The organism is Polaribacter vadi (genome assembly GCF_001761365.1).
GTDB lineage: Bacteria > Bacteroidota > Bacteroidia > Flavobacteriales > Flavobacteriaceae > Polaribacter > Polaribacter vadi.
Genome location: NZ_CP017477.1, coordinates 2,329,759 through 2,349,499 on the forward strand (window position 1 = coordinate 2,329,759; position 19,741 = coordinate 2,349,499).

A 19,741-nucleotide genomic window follows, 5' to 3' on the forward strand; every position below is an offset into this window, starting at 1 on the left:
ATAAATTTTTATAGAGGTTTTTTTTATATAAAATTAGTATTTATGATTGATGAAAATTTTGGCGTTTTTGAAAATAAAACTAGCTTTAACAATAAAAAAAATAAAGCAGATTTTGTCTACATTAAGAGAAACCAATCTTACAATTTTTTAAAAACCGATAAAAAAGAATCTTCTCATTTTTTATATAAATCTATACAAGGAGATTTTATATTAAGAGCACATTTTACTATTACAAATATAAATTTTGATGTTAAAATTGGTTGGAATATTCGTAACAATTTAAGCTTAAACTCCTCAAATATTTCTGCTTTTATTGATGAAAAAGGAAATTATTTTTTAAACTTTAATGATGATAAAAACAATCAATCAAAGAAAGTAAATATAGAAAATTATGTTCCAAATGTTATTCAGTTAGAAAGGATAGGAAATAATTATATTTTATCTATTGCTAAATTTGGAGACCCTTTTTCAACAATTAAAATTATAGACAAACATTTATTTAATGAAGTTTTTGTTGGGTTATTTATTACATCAAAAAAACCAATAGAAATAAACTTTACCAATGTAAGAATCATAACACCTGCTAAAAAAGATTTTATACCTTATCAATATTATATTGGTAGTAACTTAGAGATATTAAATATAAAAACAGGTTTAAGAAAAACTATTTTGCATTCTGCACATTCTATTCAAGCTCCAAATTGGATAAATTCTGACAAAGAAATGGTTTATAATTCCAACGGATTTCTTTATAAATTTCATTTAAAATCAAAAGAAGTTTCACAAATAGAAACTGGTTTTGCAAATAAAAATAACAATGATCATGTGTTTTCTTTTGATGAGAAGTTGTTAGGAATCAGTCATCATAATAAAGATGATTATGGAGATTCTTCAATTTATGTTATGAATCCGAAAGGAGAAAAAAATCCAAAGAAAATAACATTAGACAAAATAGGAAACTCTTATTTACATGGAATTTCTCCAGACAATAAAACGTTAATTTATACAGCTCATAGAAAAGGAAAATATGATATTTATGGAATTGATGTTGACACTAAAAAAGAATTTCAATTAACAGACACAAAAGATTTAGATGATGGTTCTGAATATTCACCAGATGGAAAATATATTTATTTCAATTCCAACAGAACAGGAAACATGCAATTGTGGAGAATGGATTCTGATGGTAAAAACCCTAAACAATTAACTTTTGATACCAATTATAAAGATTGGTTCCCACACATTTCTCCAAATGGAAAATGGATTGTTTTTATATCATTTCCACCAGATATAAGTTTTGGTGATCATCCTTTTTACAAACAGTGTACTTTGCGTTTAATGCCTACAGATTTAAGTTCTGATCCTAAGATTATTGCTTATATTTATGGAGGTCAAGGATCAATTAATGTTCCAAGTTGGTCAAAAGACAGCAGAAGAATTGCTTTTATTACGAATAGTAATTAATAAAAAAAAAGTCAAAAACTTAGTTTTTGACTTTTTTAAATTATTTAATTAAATTGATATTTGCTTCCTTAATGAGTTGCAATGTTGAAACATCAGATGCAAATACAGAATTTAAACCCTGTGGTTCTTGTGGTGGATCTGCACTAAAATCATCTCCATGTTGCCATTTTCCATTTAATGGATTTGTTTTTGCGAAACCAGCAAATCCCCAGAAATTTAAGCCAGCTAAAGCACCATTATTGGCCTTGCTTTTTACTATTTCTTCACAAATTGCTTTGTAAAATATATTTCTATATTTCACAGATGCTGTAGGAGATAAACTTTCTTTTGCTCTTGGAAAACCAAATTCCGACATTACAATTGGCTTATTTATGTTGTTTGCAACTACAATGTGTTCGTTCATGTATTCTATTGCTTTATCAATAGATTCATATGTAGATTTTTCTTCATTTTCAATATCATACCATCCCCAATTTTTTGGCCACATATGCATGTCTAAAAAGTCTATATTTTTATTAGTATGTAACCTTTGAAACATATCTGTATCTTGTAAAAAACCATGTTTCCCTTCTGTTCCTGTTGAAACTAATGTATTTGGAGCTAATTCTTTAAATAAACTTACAGTTTTATCTAACCAGCCAGCAAATGCTTTTTCGTGTTTGGGCGTCATTAAAACTCTTGGTTCATTAGCAACTTGCCAAGACATTACTATATTGTCTTCAGAATATTTTATACCAGTATAAGGGTTTGTTCTTCCAATAATAAATTTAATATGCTTGTAAAAAGCTTCTTTACAAGGTTCACAGCTATGAAATTTACTTGTATATGTCATGAATTCATCCCAAGAATATTGTTCTAAGAACGGGTTTGGAATATCACCATAATCATTCCATTTTAAATATTCAGACATACCTCCAGACCAAATCCAGTTGTTATTTAAATATAAAACTGCATACATATTTCTTTTACGCATTTCTGCCATCAGAAAATCTAAGCCATCTAATAAATCTTCATTGTAAACACCTTGTTTTGGCTGTAAAGCAGGGTGAACTCTTGAGTCTCCTCCATCTCCTTCTGCTCCAACTAAAATTCTAAGATTATCTATTCCTGCGGATTTCATTAAATCTAACTCTTTAATAAGACGTTTTCTGTCACCAGTATTTTTAGCTCCTAATAATGGACCATACCAATAATTTGCTCCGACAAAATAATAAGGTTTTTCACCCTTATAAAATTTAGAATCTTTAACAGTAATTCTTTCTATTTTAGTGGGTTTAACTTTTGATTTTACACTTGTACTTTTACAGGCGTAAAAAAAAGTAAAGACAACAACGATTAGTAATGTTTTTTTGATACTCATTTTAATTAGGTAATTTATAGATGTTTGGTAAATTGTCTTGTAAAAGCGATTTTGGCTTGTTTGCAAATTCAATAAAATCGCCTGTGTCTGGCAAACCTGGAGCAGGTGTGTAATAACCATTACTATCATTATTCCAAAACATCATAAAAGCAATTTGATTATTATTTTCTGTAATTGCATTATACATATTTGTTGAGAAAAAATTTTCAATAGGAGCGTTGCTACTAGTTACTCTATAACCAGTTTCTGTAAAACCAGCAATTTTAACTTTTTCTTCTGCTAAAGTTGTTAGTATTTGAAGTTTTGCATTTGCATTATTTACTCCAAAAAGACCTTGATTATTAAAATCTCCATAATTATCCATTCCAAAAATATCTACATAACCATCTCCAGGATATCTATCTAAATATTCTGCTTCTGAATTAAAATTATTATCTGGAGAAAATGCAAAAAGCATGTTGTTTACATTTAAGACGTCTCTTAAATATTCTACTGTAAATTGCCAAAGCGTAATATATTCTTGAGGTGAACAATATGCTGCTCCCCACCAAAACCAATTACCATCAAACTCATGAAAAGGCCTAAATATAATTGGTGCTAATTTACCATCATTACCAATTATACTAGTAGCAACATCAGCTACTTTTTGAAGTTTTTGTTTATAATATTCATGATTTTCTCCACCAGGCAAAATACTTTTAAAAGCATTGTTTTTTTGATGATCTGTCATGTTACTAGTGTAAAAATCTGTTCCTTCATAAGGTTCTCTTAAATGCCAAGAAAAGATATTTACCATCCCTTTATTATAGGCTTCAATAACATCTCCTTTGATTATTTGTTCTTGTTGATAAAACCAGTTACCAGAAGTTTCATCATTAAGATCGTCTGCAATAAACATAAAATCGGATCCTAATAATCCTGGATCACTTCCTGTGGTTTTTTTAATATCAGATTCTCCACTATTGTTATTATAAAATGCATTAAAGGCATCTTGTTGCCCAATAATAAATTTATTTTTTGATATTGTTTTTAGGTGATAAAATAATGCAACCGTTTCTTCTGTTGCATTTGGATTTACCATATAGCTTTTTGTTTCTTCTGGTTTAAGTACAAACCCAACTTCTTCTTCAATTTCTTCTTCTATCTCAATTTCTGGAATAATAGATTCCTTAGAACAACTAGTGGTTATTAAAATTAAAAATATTGTTGCAATTAAATACTGTTTTTTTAGTATCATTTAATAATTTTTATTTGAATATTATCTGCTAGTAATATTCCTGTGCAATTACTCATTGCCAACATTACTCTATAACTTCTAGTTTCATTTGGTATAGCAAATATTTTTCTAAAAAATTTCCATTCTGTTGTACCTGTAACTGTACCTATTGTTTGATCGTCTGCTGTTTTTGTGGTTCCATCTTCTGTAAATTGAACAATAAAAGAACCACTATTCCAAGGTTCTGTGCCTTGAATTATATTTTCTGCTTTTAACCAACCTTTTATTTCTATTATTTTAGCGTCTTCAGGTATATCTGCAGATTGGTCTATAGCAACCCATTCATTTGTAATTGATGATATTGAAGCACAAAAATTTTCTGAATTTTCTGGATCTGAAATTACTTTTCCTGTACCATTCCAATTACTTAAATCATTTTGAAAATCGCCATTTAATAGTACTTTTGGCATGGTAGTTTGTTCTACTTGTTCTTGTTTTTTTTCTAAAAGATATTCTTCTTTCTTCTTTAAATAATCTTCTTTTGTAACGCCAACCACATTTAAATCGTCAAAAATAATTACTCCATTTGTTTGTGCTAAAGCCAGCATTATTCTTAATTTACTAGCTTCTTTAGGCACAATTATTAATTGTTTGTTTAATGTCCAAGTAGTTGTTCCTGTTACTTCTGCAATATTTGTACTACTTACTTTGGCGTCAATATTATTTACAAATTCTGCAATTGCAACACCTGCATTGTATTTTTCTTTACCTCCTTTAATTGCATCAGATTTTGTCCAAATACTAATTTCTAAAGCATAACTGTTTTCTGGAATATTTGCTATTTGGTCAATACCTTTCCATTCTTTACCAACATATTGAGTAATTATGCAGCTGTTTTCTCCTGATTTTTTCTCATAAGGATTTATAGATGCACTATTGCCTCTCCAATTATCTAGTTTTGTTTCAAAACCTCCATTTTTTATAAGGTTTTTTTGTGCTAAACTTGAAATAGATATCGATAAAACAAAAAAGAAAAGTAGTTTATTCATTCTATTATTTATTTAATATGATACAAGCTCTTGAAGTGTGGTAAGGTGCTTTCCACATACTTACTTTATCTTCATCTTCATATACAATTCCTTTATCATCAACTCTAAAAAACCACTCTCCGTTCTTATAGTCTATTAAATTGTTTTTTGTGAAGTCCCATATTTTTAATGATGAACTAATATATTTTTCATCACTTTTTAAATCATTTGCATATTTTAAGCCAATTAAAGCTTCAACTTGTGGCCACCAATGTCTGTCTGTATCTATATGATTTGTAGTTAAATTCTTTTCGTTGATAACTGCTCCTTCTTTATCTATGGCTTCTAATAAAAAAGTGTCTGCAACTTTTACTGCAACTTCTTCTGATTGATGTAATAATTCTGGGTCATCAATTAATTTTGCAGCATCAATTACTAACCAAGCTGCTTCAATATCATGACCATAAGAGACAGTATTGCTTAATAAGTTCCAGTGGTCATCAAAAAACAATTCATAGTGATTTTTAGTGTTTAAAAACTTTTCTAAAAACACTTTTACTAGCATTTTTAATGAAGCTTTCAATTCGTTATTATCATAAATTTTTAATAGTGATGTGTATGCTTCTAAAACATGCAAATGTGTATTCATTGTTTTAGATGCATTCATATCTTTATCACTTAAGCGCATATCTTCAATAGGACTCCAATCTTCATTAAAGGCTTCAAAATAACCTTCATTTTTAGTGTCTTTTGCGTATTTTTCTAACTGATTAAAAAGCTCAATTGCCCAAGTTTTTGCTTCTTCATTTTTACTAAAAAGGTAGTATTCTGATAAAGCATAAATTGTAAAAGACTGTGCATAAACTTGTTTTCGTTTATTAATTGGGTTTCCTAAATAATCTACTTCCCAATAAACACCTTTATTAATTTTATCATTAAAAAAGTCTTTTAAATACTTAAAAGATCTATCACAAACATCTTTATATGTATCAGTTTTTAAGTGATTTGTAGCCGCAGAAAATGACCATAAAATTCTTGTATTTAAAATAACTCCTTTTGAAGCTTTTTCTACAACTTTATTATAGTGATCTCTTTTTCCTAAAAAACCACCAAACTCTTTATCTATTGTGTTATCTACCCAATAACTTAATATGTTTTTTAGTTCAACATTAAGTTCCTTTTTTAGTTTTTTGTACTCATTAATCATTAATACAATCCTTTATTTTTATCAACAAGGTCTATAATTGTTTGCACAGAACCAGAAGAAATAAAAGTATCTTTAGGTGAGTTTTGACAATAATCTATTAATATGTCTATTGTTGAAGTTGCTACATGCATTCTTGTGTCTGATGATGCGTAATAAATAAAAACCTTACCATCCTCATCTGCAATCCAACCATTTGAAAACAAAACATTAGAAACATCTCCTATTCTTTCTTCATTAATTGGCGCCATAAAATAACCTGCTGGTTGATGAGTTACTTTAGCAATATCATCTAAAGAAGTCATAAACATATATATAGTATAACGTAAACCTGCAGCTGTATTTCTTACTCCATGTGCTAAATGCAACCAACCTTTTTCTGTTTTAATTGGAGCTGGTCCTAATCCGTTTTTTAACTCATAAATAGTATGATACTGTTTATTGTTGATGATTTTTTCATTTTTCACATCAGGATTTGTCATGTCATCAATAAATCCAAGACCTATTCCACCACCATTTCCAACGCTAATAAACCCATCTTGAGGACGTGTATAAACTGCATATTTTCCATTGACAAATTCTGGATGAACTACAACATTTCTTTGTTGTCCAGAATCTGAAATTAAATCTGGTAAACGTTCCCAATTTAAAAGGTCTTTTGTTCTTACAATTCCAGCATTTGCAATTGCAGAACTTGTATCTTCTGGAGCTGCATTTGGGTCTTTTCTTTCTGTACAAAAAATTCCATAAATCCAACCATCTTCATGCTTAACCAAACGCATATCATATGCATTTGTATCGGGATTATTTTCAATTTGAGGAATTACACAAGGTTTGTCCCAAAATTTAAAATTATCTATTCCATTAGGGCTTTCTGCAATTGCAAAAAACGATTTTCTATCATTTCCTTCAACACGAACACATAATACATATGTATCATTCCATTTCATGGCTCCTGCATTAAAAGCTGCATTAAAACCAATTCTTTCTAAAGCTTTTGGGTTTGTTGCCGGATTTAAATCATATCTCCAATGAATAGGAATATGATCTGCAGTGACTACAGGGTTTTTATATCTATGATAAATTCCATTCGATTTAGAAACTTGTTTGTTTGTTTTACCTATCAATTTTTGATGGTGTTTCTTTACGTCGTCTAATTTTGTGATTACTTTATACAATTGATTGATTTTTTTTAGTTAATTGATTTTTTCTTCTAATTTGTTCCACCAGAATTTCTTCAACAAGAACAAACACACAACTAATATTGCGATACCTATATATATTGGTGTTGTTTGTCTAAAAATAATATACATAGGTATAATTACTAACGCTGTTTGCGCTACAATACCTACTACTACATTGAACATATCCATTTTAAAACCTTCGTTTTTCTTGAAAGTTGGATCATCAGCAATTACTTTTTCATGTACTGGTTTCCAAAACCCCCAAGGTTTTACATTTTTATAAAAATCTTTTAATACTTTGTCTTCTGTAGGTGGTGCAGAATAAGTACCAACAATACTTCCTATTAATGAAACCACTAACAATATTGGAAATAAATACAATACATTTACATCTGGGAATAACATGGGTGCAAAATACGCTGCAAGTAAACCTGCAACCATTCCCCAGAAAAATCCTTCTCCATTAAATCTCCACCAGTGCCATTTTAAAATATTCGCACCAACATAACTTCCGTATAAAACAGAAACAATAATATTTAATACTGAGTTTACATCTTCTGCAAATAATCCTAAAACAATACTTACAATAACTACCACAATTCCTGTTAAGTAGTTCATGTTTTTAATTTGATTGGTAGTTGCGTCTGGCTTTGTATATTTTAAATAAATATCATTTACCAAATATGCTTGTGCTGCATTTAATGTTCCTGCAAAGGTTGACATAAATGCTGCTATTAATCCTGCTAATAACAATCCTAATAATCCAACTGGTACAAATTCTTTAATTGCAGTTGGTAAAATCAATTCAAAATCTATATCTCCTGCTGCGTTTAGTAAATCTAATTTATCATAATAAATTAATGCTAATGCTGCAAAACCTGCAATCATTAAATAACGAATTGGCATTAATATTACAGATACAAACCCACTCATTTTAGCTGCTTCAGCTGGTGATTTTGTAGATAGAATTTTCTGCATATCATATGTTGGTGCAGGACCTGCAACACTTACAAGTACTCCTTTAAACAACATCATAAATAAGAAAATAGTAAATATTCCAAATCCATCAGATTTAATTTTCTGAGTAACTTCTGGTATAATTTCTTTCCAATTTAAATCTAAACCTCCTTGAAAAGGACTCATCCAATTTTCAGGAACATTTAAGCCTCCAGTTCCAACTGCTTGCCAACCTAAATAACCAATTACTAAAGCAGCAACAGTCATAATTCCAAACTGAACAACATCTGCCCAAACAATTCCAGACATTCCTCCTAATAATGAATAGAAAACTGCAAAAAGCGTAAAGATTGTTCCGTAAAAATGAGGAACATATTCTGGAGAAACTGCAAAAGGAACATAGTTGCTTACTACTTCCCAAGGAACAAATATTTCAACAAATTTTCCTAAACCAATAAATCCATATGCTAAATAACCAAGACATACTACAAGTGCAAAAACAACCACAATAATGTGCGACATTTTTGCTCCTTTACCAAAACCAAATCGTGTTCCAATCCACTCTGCACCAGTTGTTGCATTAGATCTTCTTAACCATTTTGATAAATAAACCATTAAGAAAATTTGATTAAAAACAGGCCATAACCAAGGTATCCATGCACTTTTTATTCCGTAAACAAACATTAAAGTTACTAGCCAAATTGTACCAGAAATGTCAAACATTCCAGACGCGTTAGAAAGTCCTAGCATGTACCAAGGAATGGATTTTCCTCCTAACAAATAATCATCTTTACTTTTTTGTGCTCTTTTTCTAAGTACCAAACCAATTACAACAATGGTAATTAGATAAAGTGAAATAATTAGAATATCTACAGAATGCAATAATTTCATAAATAGAATTTATTTAGTTTTTAGGTTTGGCAAATCTTTTAAAAATAAAGTTTTAGAAAATGATTTAAATTTTATAAAATCTTGTTCACTAGAGTGTCCTTTATAAGGCATATAATGATGTGTTGTTTTATGGTTTCTCCAAAATAATATCCAAGCAATTCCAGAATTTTCAATTTTAGGATATAAAACCTCTGAATACCAATTTTGTGTTGAGATTGTTTCTAAACCTGTTTCTGTAAAAGCAAATAATTTATTTTTTGCTGTGGCAATTTGTTTCACTAATTCCAAACTACTTTTAACTGCATTCGCATATTCTTCTGAGTTTTTAAAATCATAAATATCAATTCCAAAAATATCTACATAATCATCACCTGGGTAATACTTTGTATAATTATCACCTGGGTTTAATTTGTTTGGAGAATAAACATATAATAAATTATGTAATTTATGTTTATCACGCAAAATAGTTACAGTTTCTTGCCATAACTGAATATATTCTTCAGAGGTACAGTTTCCTTCTCCCCACCAAAACCATGCTCCATTCATTTCGTGATATGGTCTAAAAAGAATAGGAATTAATTTGCCTTTATATTTTAAAGTTTTTATAAAATTAGCAACATTATTTAGCCATTTCTCATATTTTTCTTTATAAATTCCATTTCCAATAATGTCTTTTACAGCTGGTGTTTTGTCCCAAGAATCACCTCCAGTTGTGGGATTGTCTGCGTGCCAACTAATTGTAATTATTCCTCCATTTTTATGAGCATCAATTATTAATTTCCTCATGGTTTCAAAAGGAACAGAATCTAAATTTGCATCATTTTCATGTTCAATTCTTCCAATATCAAAGCCAAAAACTGCTGGAAGATCTCCAACAATATCTTTTACATCACTTTTTATGATGTTAGAAAAATCAGCTTCTTTCCAACCAATTCCATAAGATGTGGCATCTTGATGCCCAACTGCAAAGCCTTCTTTTGCTGTGTAAAAAAGCTTTTTGTGTAAAATTTTTGTGTTTTTTGACACTTTAATATCAACCAACTTTGGTTTTGTGTAAACTGAATTATATAGTGAGCTACAAGAAGAGAATAATATAATTATAATAATTAAAAATGCGTTTTTTTTAAAAAATGAATTCTTTAATATTTGTTTTTTTAATTTCATTAATTTATTATTGATAAATTTGTGATGTGTTTATTGTAAAAATATTAAAATTACATACATTAATTTCAATTATTCAAAATTAAACATACATATAACATTTTGATGGTATTATTTTATCATTATATTAAAATATTATAACATATTTTTATGGATATATTAAAAAAAGTACATAGAGAGATTACTCCACTATCTCCAGAAGATAGTTTTTTAGTCTTTGATAGGGTTAAAAGTGATTTTGATTTTCCTATTCATTTTCACCCAGAATATGAATTAAATTTTATTAGTAATGGTAAAGGCGTAAGAAGGGTTGTTGGAGACAGTATCGAAGAAATAGATAATGTAGAACTGGTTTTAATTGGACCTAATCTACATCATGGATGGCTTACAAATGTTTGTGAAAGTGGTAAAATTCATGAAATTACAATTCAATTTCATGAACATCTATTTAATGAAGGTCTTTTAACTAGAAAGATAATGAAACCTATAAAAGACATGTTTGAAAGATCTATACATGGAATTTTGTTTTCTAAAAAGGCTTCACTAGAGATCTATGAAAGAATTTCTCAGCTTTCAAAATTAGATAGTATGGACTATTTTTTAGAATTAATTTCTATTCTACACGATCTAGCAAACTCAAGAAACCAAAGACTCTTATCAACCTATACTGCAAACAGAGAGAGCTTTGAAAATAGCGATAAGATTAAGACTGTATATGAATATGTACAAGAGAATTTTAGTAAAAAAATAACCCTAGCAGAGGTTGCAGACCTGGTAAGTATGAGCCATGTTTCCTTTAATAGGTTTATGAAAAAAAGAACAGGAAAAACATTTGTAGACTACGTAAATGATGTTAGAATAGGCTATGCAGCAATTCGCTTAATTGAAAAAGATAACAGCATTTCTGAAATCGCTTATTTCTGCGGATTTAATAATATTGCAAATTTTAATCGCGTCTTCAAAAAGGTTAAGAAGTGCACCCCAAGTCAATATAAAAATGAGTTTTCAGGCATCAAAAGAATCTTATAGTATTTTGTCTTTAAATTTATATCCATTTTATTTCTAATTTTTCAAAATTCGAGACTGTTTTTTATCGAATTGATGAAAAAATTAAGCTTATTTCAAGATAACCTTACTTTAAAGAAAAGATTTTATTAGTAAATGACAAAATAATATTAACTAAGAATTAACAATTCCTTTAATTTTGGATATTGATAATATAATAGACAAATATTGTGTATTTTCTAATATTATCGTTAAATAATCAATTAATCATAAATATGATCCAAAGGATGAGAAAAATTAATTTAAATCATGCTTATTGTAAATCAAAAGCTTTCTACTTTATAGTTGCTTTTGTTTTTTTAAGTCAGATTGTTGCTGGGCAGCAAGTGAAAGGAGTTGTAACTGATTCCGATGGAATAACATTGCCTGGTGTAAGTGTACAGGAAAAAGGAACCATTAACGGTGTTTCTACTAATTCTGATGGGGTATATAGTATTACAGTTAAAAGTAATGCAACTTTAGTTTTTAGTTATTTGGGTTATAAAACTAAAGAAGTCGTTTTAAAAGAAAGTAACACTATCAACGTAACAATGGAAGAAAGTTTTGAAACTTTAGATGAAATTGTAGTTATTGGTTATGGTACTCAAAAGAGGAGTGATATTAACTCTTCTATTTCTTCTGTAAAAGCTGCTGATTTGGCAAATATAAAGCAAGTATCTATAGATCAAATGCTACAAGGTAAAGCTGCTGGGGTTTCAGTTACAGCAAATTCAGGATCTCCAGGAGGAGCTGCTTCTATTAGAATTAGAGGAACAACTTCATTAACAGGAACCAATGAACCTTTATATATTATTGATGGTGTTCCAATTTCTGGTGATGCAACAGGAAGATCTACAAGTGGACAACCACTAGTAGGTAGAGATGGTTTCTCTTCTGAAGGAGGTGGAGGTAATAATGCTGTTAGTCCATTGTCTATGATTAATCCAAATGATATTGAATCTGTAGATATATTAAAAGATGCATCTGCTACAGCAATATATGGTTCAAGAGGAGCTAATGGTGTAATTATTATAACAACAAAATCTGGAAAAAAAGGAAATGGTAAAGTAGCTTATGAAAGCTATATTTCAATTATGTCAAATTATAAGAATCTTGATGTAATGAACTTACAAGAGTTTGCAAAGAATAAAACGGATCTAGCTGTTCTTTATGGCAACGAAGTTCGTCCAGAATTTTCTCATCCAGAATTATTAGGAAAAGGAACTGATTGGCAAGATGAAGTATACAGAGTTGCTATTGCAAAAAATCATCAAATATCATTTTCAGGAGCAAAAGAAGGGGTAAATTATTATCTATCTGGAGGTTTTTTAGATCAGCAAGGAACAATTATAGGTTCAGGTCTTAAAAGATATACTGTAAGATTAAATGTAGATGCAAATATAAAAAGTTGGTTAAAGGTTGGGGCAAATTTAACCTCAGGAATTACAAATGAAAAAGTTACGGTTAATCAAAGTTTTTCTGGTTTAATTAGCAATACATTACTGCAAGCTCCAGACATACCAGTAAGAAATGCTGATGGAAGTTTTGCTGGACCTCCAGATCCAAGCCAAAGTGTAACTTACTATAATCCTGTAGCAGAAGCTTTAACAAGAGAAAATAAACTGATAAGAAAAAACTTTTTAGGAAATGTTTATGCAGAAGCTACTATTTTAGATGGGTTAAAATACCGAGTTGAATTTTCAGCAAATACAGAGTTTTCACAAAACGAAGATTTTAGACCATCTTATAAGTGGGGCTCTCAAGTTAACCTTACAGCAGATTTAGATACTAGAAATCAAAATTGGTATTCAACAAACTTTAAAAACTTATTAACTTACGATAAAAGATTAGGTAACCATAGTTTTACAATACTTTTAGGTCAAGAAGCAAATGATAGTCATTGGGAAGGTTTAGTAACTTCTTCAAATGATTTTCAAACAAACGAAAACCACACTATAAATCTTGCAAATCCGGATAATAATACTGTAACTGGTTATAAAGGTAGCGCAGCTATTTCATCGTACTTTTCGCGTTTAATTTACAATTTCGATAATAAATACAGCTTTACAGCTTCTATCAGATCTGATACTTCATCTAAATTTGACCCTTCATCAGATAACCAAACAGGTACTTTTAAAGCTCTTTCTGGTTCTTGGAAATTATCAAATGAATCTTTTATGGAAAGCACTAAAGACTATATTGATAATATTAAATTTAGAGTTGGATATGGGGAAACAGGAAACCAACAGATAGAAAACAATAGATATACAGCTTTATTAGGGGCACAAAACTCCAATTTAGGAACTGGTTTTTTAGTCTCAAATTCTCCTAACCCTTTTTTAACTTGGGAATCTTTAAATCAAATTAATGTGGGTGTTGATTTTACACTTTTTGATTCAAATTTATCTGCAAGTTTTGATTTTTATGATAAAACTTCTGAAGGGTTTTTATTCCAAGTACCTTTACCAGTATATTTAACTGGTGGTGGTGGTCAATATGGTGGTATTTCTGCACCGTATTCAAACTTAGGTGAAATGCAAAATAAAGGTTATGAATTTACTATAGGCTATAACTTAAATAAAGATAAATTTAACTGGAATACTTCTTTAAATTTTTCTCATTACACGAATAAACTAGTAAAAATACAAGATGGTATCGTTTTAACTCAACAAGTAAATACAAATGGGTATCAACCAGTTGTTGTAACGAATACATTAATAGGAAACCCAATAGGTATGTTTTATGGTTATGTTTCAGAAGGAATTTTTAATGACTTATCAGTTCTAAATAGTGCGCCTTTACAATTTGGACAACCAGTTGGAACTGCTGTTGGAGAAACTTATCTAGGAGATATAAAATATAAAGATATAAATGAAGATGGTGTGGTAGATGCTTTAGATAGAACTTTACTAGGTTCTCCTCACCCAGATTTCACATTTGGGTTTACCAATAATTTTAATTACAAAAATTTCGATTTATCAATCTTTTTACAAGGATCATATGGTAATGAAATTATGAACTTAACAAGAAGAGCAGGTACAAAAAACACTTCTTTATATGAAAATCAATTAGTAGAAGCTATAAATTATTGGACTCCTACAAATACAGATACAGATATCCCAAGACCTATTCAAAGTGATTCAAATACTAACTTGTTAATATCTAATCGTTATATAGAAGATGGTTCTTATGTAAGAATACAAAACCTAACATTTGGTTATTCTTTGCCTCAAAACGTTTTAGATAAACTTAAGATGTCTAGATTAAGAGTTTATGGATCTGCACAAAATTTATACACTTTCACAAACTACTCTGGTTACGATCCTGAAATAGGTTCATTTAATCAAAGCCCTCTTTTATCAGGTATAGATAATGGAAGATACCCTTCTCCAAGAACTTTTTCATTCGGTATCAATTTAGAATTTTAAAAAAAAAATAAAATGAAACATAAAACTTTTTTAAATTACAAATTACTTAGTGTAGTAATACTTTTTATAGCTTTTGTCTCGTGTTCTGACGACTTTACAGATAGACCACCTGAAGACTCAATAAGTTTAGACGCTTATTACAACAACAATAGTCAAGTTGCTTCTGCAACAAACGGAATGTATAGTAGAACTTGGTTTCAACTATGTAACAAGTTTTTCTGGGCGTTAGAAGTAGGATCTGGAAACATGTATTCTGGATCACCTGATGTAGCTGCTTTAAGAACATTCTCTTTAAATGGGAGTGATCCTGAATTGGCAAATGGTTGGGCTTCATTATGGGCAAACGTTGCACAAGCAAATGCTATCATTAATTTTTTAGAAACTAGAGTTGGTCCAACTGTAGATCAATCAGTAATTGATAATACTGTAGGAGAAGCTTATTTCATGAGAGCTACAGCATACTTTTATTTAGTTCGTTTATGGGGTCCAGTACCTATTATTGAAAATAATTTAGATTATTCTAGTGACCCTGCTATTAATACAAGCCCTGTAGCTGACATTTACACTTTAATTGTTAGAGATTACACTAATGCTATTCAGCGATTAAAAAGTAAAAACAGAGGAAGTAATTATAGTGAAAACGGACATGTTTCAAAAGGATCTGCAAAAGCAATGCTTGCTAAAGTATATTTATATCAAGAAGACTATCCAAATGCTAGGTTAATGGCTGAGGAAGTAATTAATAGCGGTGAATTTAAATTATTAGGTGGAAGTGCATTACCTTCAAAATCATTTGCGGATTTATTTACTTATAGTCATAATAATAATGAAGAATCAATTTTTGCTCTTCAATGGAAAGGAGATGGACAATATGGATCTGCTAATAATAGTAACACTCAATTTGGAATAAGTTCTAGTACAGTATCAACATCAAACGCTTCTTATGGAGGCGTAATGGGGCCATCTCAAGATGTACTTACACTGTATGCTGCTAACGATTTAAGAGGTCATGAAACAGTAATGGTTCCAGGTGATGTGTATCCTAACATGAACACTAGCATTGGTGTAGGATTTACTGTACCAGATGAAGATAATGCACAAGGTTCTGGTGGAGGAATTAAAAAATATTGTCTTGGTGTACAATCTAATGAAACTGGACCAGTAGATGCTTGGGCAATGATGGATAATAGTACTTACATTATGAGATATGCAGAATTATTATTGATTCATGCAGAAGCTATTTTAGCAGGTGGAGGAAGTACATCAGATGCTAATGCATTAAATTCATTTAATGCTGTAAGGCAAAGAGCTGGTTTAACAGCTAAAACTTCAATTACATTTGATGATATCTTTGAAGAAAGAAGGTTAGAGTTGTGTTTTGAAGGTGATTATTGGTTTGATTTAGGTAGAATAGACAAAGCAAAAGCTATCGAAATTATGTCTGCACAGAATAGAGGAAACAGAAATAATGCTGAATATTACACACCAGTATATTCTGCTTCAGACCATGGAGCAAATGATTTTTATATAGATTACCCAGATAACGATGTTGCTATAAATCCAAAATTATTGGATGCACCTGTTCCTTATACTTTTAATTAATTTTAATAACATAGAATATGAAAAAATTTAAAAAACAAAACTTGATAAAGCCACTTATGCTGGTCTTTATGTTTGTTAGTCTTCTATCATCTTGTTCTGATGAAGAAGAAAACGATATGGTGTCTTCAGGACCACCAGTAATAGAATCTGTAAGCAGGGCAGAAGCAGGAGATTTAACACCTATAACTATTGGGTATGCTAATAACATGTATATCATTCAAGGTTCTGGATTTACATCAGTAGAAAAAATTTATTTTAATGATACTGACACCTATTTTAACCCAGCTTTAGTTACTGATAATACTATTTTTGTAACAATTGATCAAAATACTCCTTATGAAAATGCTTCAAGCATTTTAAAAGTAGTGACTGCAAATGGTACTGTAACTTATCAATTTGTAGTAGCACCACCTGCACCACAAGTAACAAGAGGGTTTCAACCAGTAAATGCAAATGAAGGAGATCAAGTTACAATTTACGGAAACTTCTTTCTAGATCCTATCGTAACTTTTGGATCAATAGAAGCTACAATTGTATCAAATACGTTAACTGAAATCGTTGCAATTGTTCCTGCTGGAGCTCAAAATAAATATTTAACAGTAACTACTATTTCTGGAGAGTCTTCTTGGGGCACAGCTGTTGGTACTTCTATTTATGATGATAATTTTTATGGAGCATGGGATATCCCAGCTTGGAATAATCACGAATATTTAACAGATCCAGAAAATGCATACCAAGGTAAAACATTTATACATAAAGAAATTTCAGGTTGGGATAATATACAGAGTGAATGGATTTGGGATGATCAAATTAGTGCCTATACAGGTGTTAGATTTGCTGTAAAATCAGATACCCCTGGTACATTAATTTTTCTTTTTAATGGTAACTATTGGGGAGATGAAACTAGAGCTTTTGACACAACAACAGAATGGCAAGTAGTTAGTTATTCATGGGAAGAATTAGGAGGTATGCCAGATGGAGTTCAAAATATTTCTTTTCAAGAATTTTCTGGAGAATCTCATAATTATTATTTTGATGATTTTTCTTACACCGTAGATTAATAAAAATTATTTTGAATTAGTTTTTAATTAATTAAAAGCATCTTGTATCTTCAAGGTGCTTTTTTTAAACTTATATATATGAAGAAAGCACTATTTTTATTATTGATTTTAGCATCAATAAATATTCAATCTCAAAAATTTGAAGGACTTGCAAAAACACCTCCTTTAGGTTGGAATAGTTGGAACACTTTTGCAACAGATATTAATGAGCAATTAGTAAAAGATATAGCAGATAAATTTGTTGAGCTTGGTTTAAAAGACGCAGGTTATGAATACATTGTTTTAGATGATGGTTGGATGGCTAAAGAACGTGATGCTAATGGTAATTTAATTGCAGATCCTATAAAATTTCCAAACGGAATGAAAGCTCTTGCAGATTATATCCATTCCAAAGGCTTAAAGTTTGGATTATATAATTGTGCAGGTTCAAAAACATGTGCAGGTTATCCTGGTAGTAGAGGTTATGAGTATCAAGATGCTAGAAGTTATGCCTCTTGGAATGTAGATTTTTTAAAATATGACTGGTGTAATACAGGAAAAATAAATGCAGAAAGTGCCTATATAACCATGAGAGATGCATTAAAAGCTGCAGAAAGACCAATTGTATTTAGCATCTGTGAATGGGGTGATAATCAACCTTGGAAGTGGGGAAAAGAAGTTGGCCATTTATGGAGAGTTACTGGAGATATTATTAATTGTTGGGATTGTGAAGTTGGCCATGGATCTTGGTCTTCTTGGGGAATTTGGAAAATTATTAATATGCGAAAAGATATCAGAAAAGCTGCTGGACCAGGTCATTGGAATGATTTTGATATGATGGAAGTTGGTAATGGTATGACAGATGCAGAAGATAGAACTCACTTTGCTATGTGGAGCATGTTAGCATCTCCTTTAATAATGGGAAATGATTTAAGAACAGCTTCTAAAGAAACTATAAAAACATTAACTAATAAAGAGGTTATTTCTGTAAATCAAGATAAATTAGGAATTCAAGGATTTAGATTTACAAATGAAAACAACACAGAAATTTGGTTAAAACCTTTAGAAAACGATAATTGGGCAATGACTTTTGTAAACATGTCAGACACACCAATGGAAATTAATTTTGATTGGAATAAACATGATATTGGAGATGATGTTAATGGAAAAAGAATGGATTTAAAAAACAATACATTTAAAATTAGAGATTTATTTAATCATAAAAACTTAGGAGATACATCTAAAAATTTAATCCAAAAATTGAATTCACATGATGTTTTAATGATTCAACTAAATAAGATTTAAATAATATAAAACTTCGAATTATATTTTATTTATATAAAAACCGTAACATTTAAATGTTACGGTTTTTATACCAAGTTTTTTCAGTACTCTGCATTATACTAATGTTTTAGTGTATAACTATTTTAAGACGGGATAAATGTTTAATTTGATTTTTATGTTTCATTAAAAACTGAATGGCTTTTAGTATTATGAAAAATTTACCTCTATTAACTTTTAGTACTTTTAACTCATTTTGTAACAGATAATAAAATTTTCTTGTGCCGATTTTCTGCATTAAAATACGCTTCGATTTTACCAACTCTACTAACCTAAAACTCAACTTTAATTTCTCTTCTTTAGATTTTATATATCGATATTACACCTGTCTATGAACCCCAAATAAATCACAGGTAGCTATACTATTTGTTTGTGTTCTCTTTAAAATAGTGCATTACTTGGGGTCTTGCTTTTTTCTGATAGGAATATTAAACTTTTTCTCTACAAATCAATCATTCCATCGAACAGAATCGCTTTTTTATCTGCTATATCAGCCAAATATTCTGTTCTTTTAATTTACTTTTCTATCAACCTGACTTGTTGTTCTAATTCTAAAATGCGTTGCTCTGGAGTTTTTGACATCCCTTTCTGAATTGTATATTGATAATCAAAAGTTACCATATTTTTAACCAAGTTCGAATCGTAGACCTTACTTGAATTTTGTATTTATTTGTGGCTTGCTAGAGTGTTAACAAATCTTACTAAATCTCTTGAATAATTGGTAATTTTAAACTTAAACTGTATTTTTTTACGTACGCTTTTTGTATATTGAATCACGTTTGTGATTGTAACACTATTTTAGAACGTGACAGAGTACCATT

The 19,741-nt window shown here is 29.8% G+C and carries 13 protein-coding genes; 6 read left to right on the forward strand and 7 right to left on the reverse strand.

The window, feature by feature from the left end; all coding sequences use genetic code 11:
• Positions 1–42 precede the first annotated feature (42 nt).
• Positions 43–1,464: a TolB family protein gene (locus LPB03_RS10200; protein WP_065319514.1), complete on the forward strand. Its 1,422-nt coding sequence runs from the start codon at positions 43–45 to the stop codon at positions 1,462–1,464.
• A 40-nt stretch (positions 1,465–1,504) separates the two neighbouring features.
• Here LPB03_RS10200 and LPB03_RS10205 read toward each other — a convergent pair whose 3' ends face one another.
• Genes LPB03_RS10205 through LPB03_RS10235 form a run of 7 tightly spaced genes read right to left on the reverse strand, consistent with a single transcriptional unit; the run spans position 1,505 to position 10,468 of the window.
• Positions 1,505–2,824: a glycoside hydrolase 5 family protein gene (locus LPB03_RS10205; protein ID WP_083187208.1), complete on the reverse strand. Its 1,320-nt coding sequence runs from the start codon at positions 2,822–2,824 to the stop codon at positions 1,505–1,507.
• Between the two features lies 1 nt (position 2,825).
• On the reverse strand, positions 2,826–4,061 hold the full coding sequence (locus LPB03_RS10210; protein ID WP_065319515.1) for a glycoside hydrolase family 26 protein: 1,236 nt from the start codon (positions 4,059–4,061) through the stop codon (positions 2,826–2,828).
• The gene (locus LPB03_RS10215; protein ID WP_065319516.1) at positions 4,058–5,089 is read right to left on the reverse strand and encodes a carbohydrate binding domain-containing protein; all 1,032 of its coding nucleotides are present in this window, start codon (positions 5,087–5,089) and stop codon (positions 4,058–4,060) included. The genes LPB03_RS10210 and LPB03_RS10215 overlap by 4 nt, the downstream gene beginning before the upstream one ends.
• 4 nt (positions 5,090–5,093) lie before the next feature.
• A complete protein-coding gene (locus tag LPB03_RS10220; RefSeq protein WP_065319517.1) occupies positions 5,094–6,275 on the reverse strand; it encodes an AGE family epimerase/isomerase in 1,182 nt (393 codons plus the stop codon).
• On the reverse strand, positions 6,275–7,450 hold the full coding sequence (locus LPB03_RS10225; protein ID WP_197497424.1) for a glycoside hydrolase family 130 protein: 1,176 nt from the start codon (positions 7,448–7,450) through the stop codon (positions 6,275–6,277). Before LPB03_RS10225 ends, LPB03_RS10220 begins: the two co-directional genes overlap by 1 nt.
• 18 nt (positions 7,451–7,468) lie before the next feature.
• Entirely contained in the window at positions 7,469–9,304 is a 1,836-nt protein-coding gene (locus LPB03_RS10230) for a sodium:solute symporter family protein (RefSeq protein ID WP_065319519.1), read from the reverse strand.
• Positions 9,305–9,313: 9 nt separating this feature from the next.
• Positions 9,314–10,468, reverse strand: a complete 1,155-nt coding sequence (locus LPB03_RS10235) for a glycoside hydrolase family 26 protein (protein WP_065319520.1) — start codon at positions 10,466–10,468, stop codon at positions 9,314–9,316.
• Between the two features lie 147 nt (positions 10,469–10,615).
• Here LPB03_RS10235 and LPB03_RS10240 point away from each other — a divergent pair, with 147 nt between their 5' ends.
• From LPB03_RS10240 to LPB03_RS10260, 5 genes are all read left to right on the forward strand, one after another.
• On the forward strand, positions 10,616–11,494 hold the full coding sequence (locus LPB03_RS10240) for an AraC family transcriptional regulator (RefSeq protein ID WP_065319521.1): 879 nt from the start codon (positions 10,616–10,618) through the stop codon (positions 11,492–11,494).
• A 263-nt stretch (positions 11,495–11,757) separates the two neighbouring features.
• A complete protein-coding gene (locus LPB03_RS10245; protein WP_065320108.1) occupies positions 11,758–14,937 on the forward strand; it encodes a SusC/RagA family TonB-linked outer membrane protein in 3,180 nt (1,059 codons plus the stop codon).
• Positions 14,938–14,949: 12 nt separating this feature from the next.
• Positions 14,950–16,539: a RagB/SusD family nutrient uptake outer membrane protein gene (locus LPB03_RS10250; protein ID WP_065319522.1), complete on the forward strand. Its 1,590-nt coding sequence runs from the start codon at positions 14,950–14,952 to the stop codon at positions 16,537–16,539.
• 17 nt (positions 16,540–16,556) lie between these two features.
• A complete protein-coding gene (locus LPB03_RS10255) occupies positions 16,557–17,600 on the forward strand; it encodes an IPT/TIG domain-containing protein (protein ID WP_065319523.1) in 1,044 nt (347 codons plus the stop codon).
• A 78-nt stretch (positions 17,601–17,678) separates the two neighbouring features.
• On the forward strand, positions 17,679–18,884 hold the full coding sequence (locus LPB03_RS10260) for a glycoside hydrolase family 27 protein (RefSeq protein ID WP_065319524.1): 1,206 nt from the start codon (positions 17,679–17,681) through the stop codon (positions 18,882–18,884).
• The last annotated feature ends 857 nt before the right edge of the window (positions 18,885–19,741 follow it).

What these genes read in the sequence shown, in the direction of transcription:
- LPB03_RS10200 (WP_065319514.1), top strand. Translation starts at nt 43, where the DNA reads ATGATTGATGAAAATTTTGGCGTTTTTGAAAATAAAACTAGCTTTAAC.
- LPB03_RS10205 (WP_083187208.1), bottom strand. Translation starts at nt 2,824, where the DNA reads ATGAGTATCAAAAAAACATTACTAATCGTTGTTGTCTTTACTTTTTTT.
- LPB03_RS10210 (WP_065319515.1), bottom strand. Translation starts at nt 4,061, where the DNA reads ATGATACTAAAAAAACAGTATTTAATTGCAACAATATTTTTAATTTTA.
- LPB03_RS10215 (WP_065319516.1), bottom strand. Translation starts at nt 5,089, where the DNA reads ATGAATAAACTACTTTTCTTTTTTGTTTTATCGATATCTATTTCAAGT.
- LPB03_RS10220 (WP_065319517.1), bottom strand. Translation starts at nt 6,275, where the DNA reads ATGATTAATGAGTACAAAAAACTAAAAAAGGAACTTAATGTTGAACTA.
- LPB03_RS10230 (WP_065319519.1), bottom strand. Translation starts at nt 9,304, where the DNA reads ATGAAATTATTGCATTCTGTAGATATTCTAATTATTTCACTTTATCTA.
- LPB03_RS10235 (WP_065319520.1), bottom strand. Translation starts at nt 10,468, where the DNA reads ATGAAATTAAAAAAACAAATATTAAAGAATTCATTTTTTAAAAAAAAC.
- LPB03_RS10240 (WP_065319521.1), top strand. Translation starts at nt 10,616, where the DNA reads ATGGATATATTAAAAAAAGTACATAGAGAGATTACTCCACTATCTCCA.
- LPB03_RS10245 (WP_065320108.1), top strand. Translation starts at nt 11,758, where the DNA reads ATGAGAAAAATTAATTTAAATCATGCTTATTGTAAATCAAAAGCTTTC.
- LPB03_RS10250 (WP_065319522.1), top strand. Translation starts at nt 14,950, where the DNA reads ATGAAACATAAAACTTTTTTAAATTACAAATTACTTAGTGTAGTAATA.
- LPB03_RS10255 (WP_065319523.1), top strand. Translation starts at nt 16,557, where the DNA reads ATGAAAAAATTTAAAAAACAAAACTTGATAAAGCCACTTATGCTGGTC.
- LPB03_RS10260 (WP_065319524.1), top strand. Translation starts at nt 17,679, where the DNA reads ATGAAGAAAGCACTATTTTTATTATTGATTTTAGCATCAATAAATATT.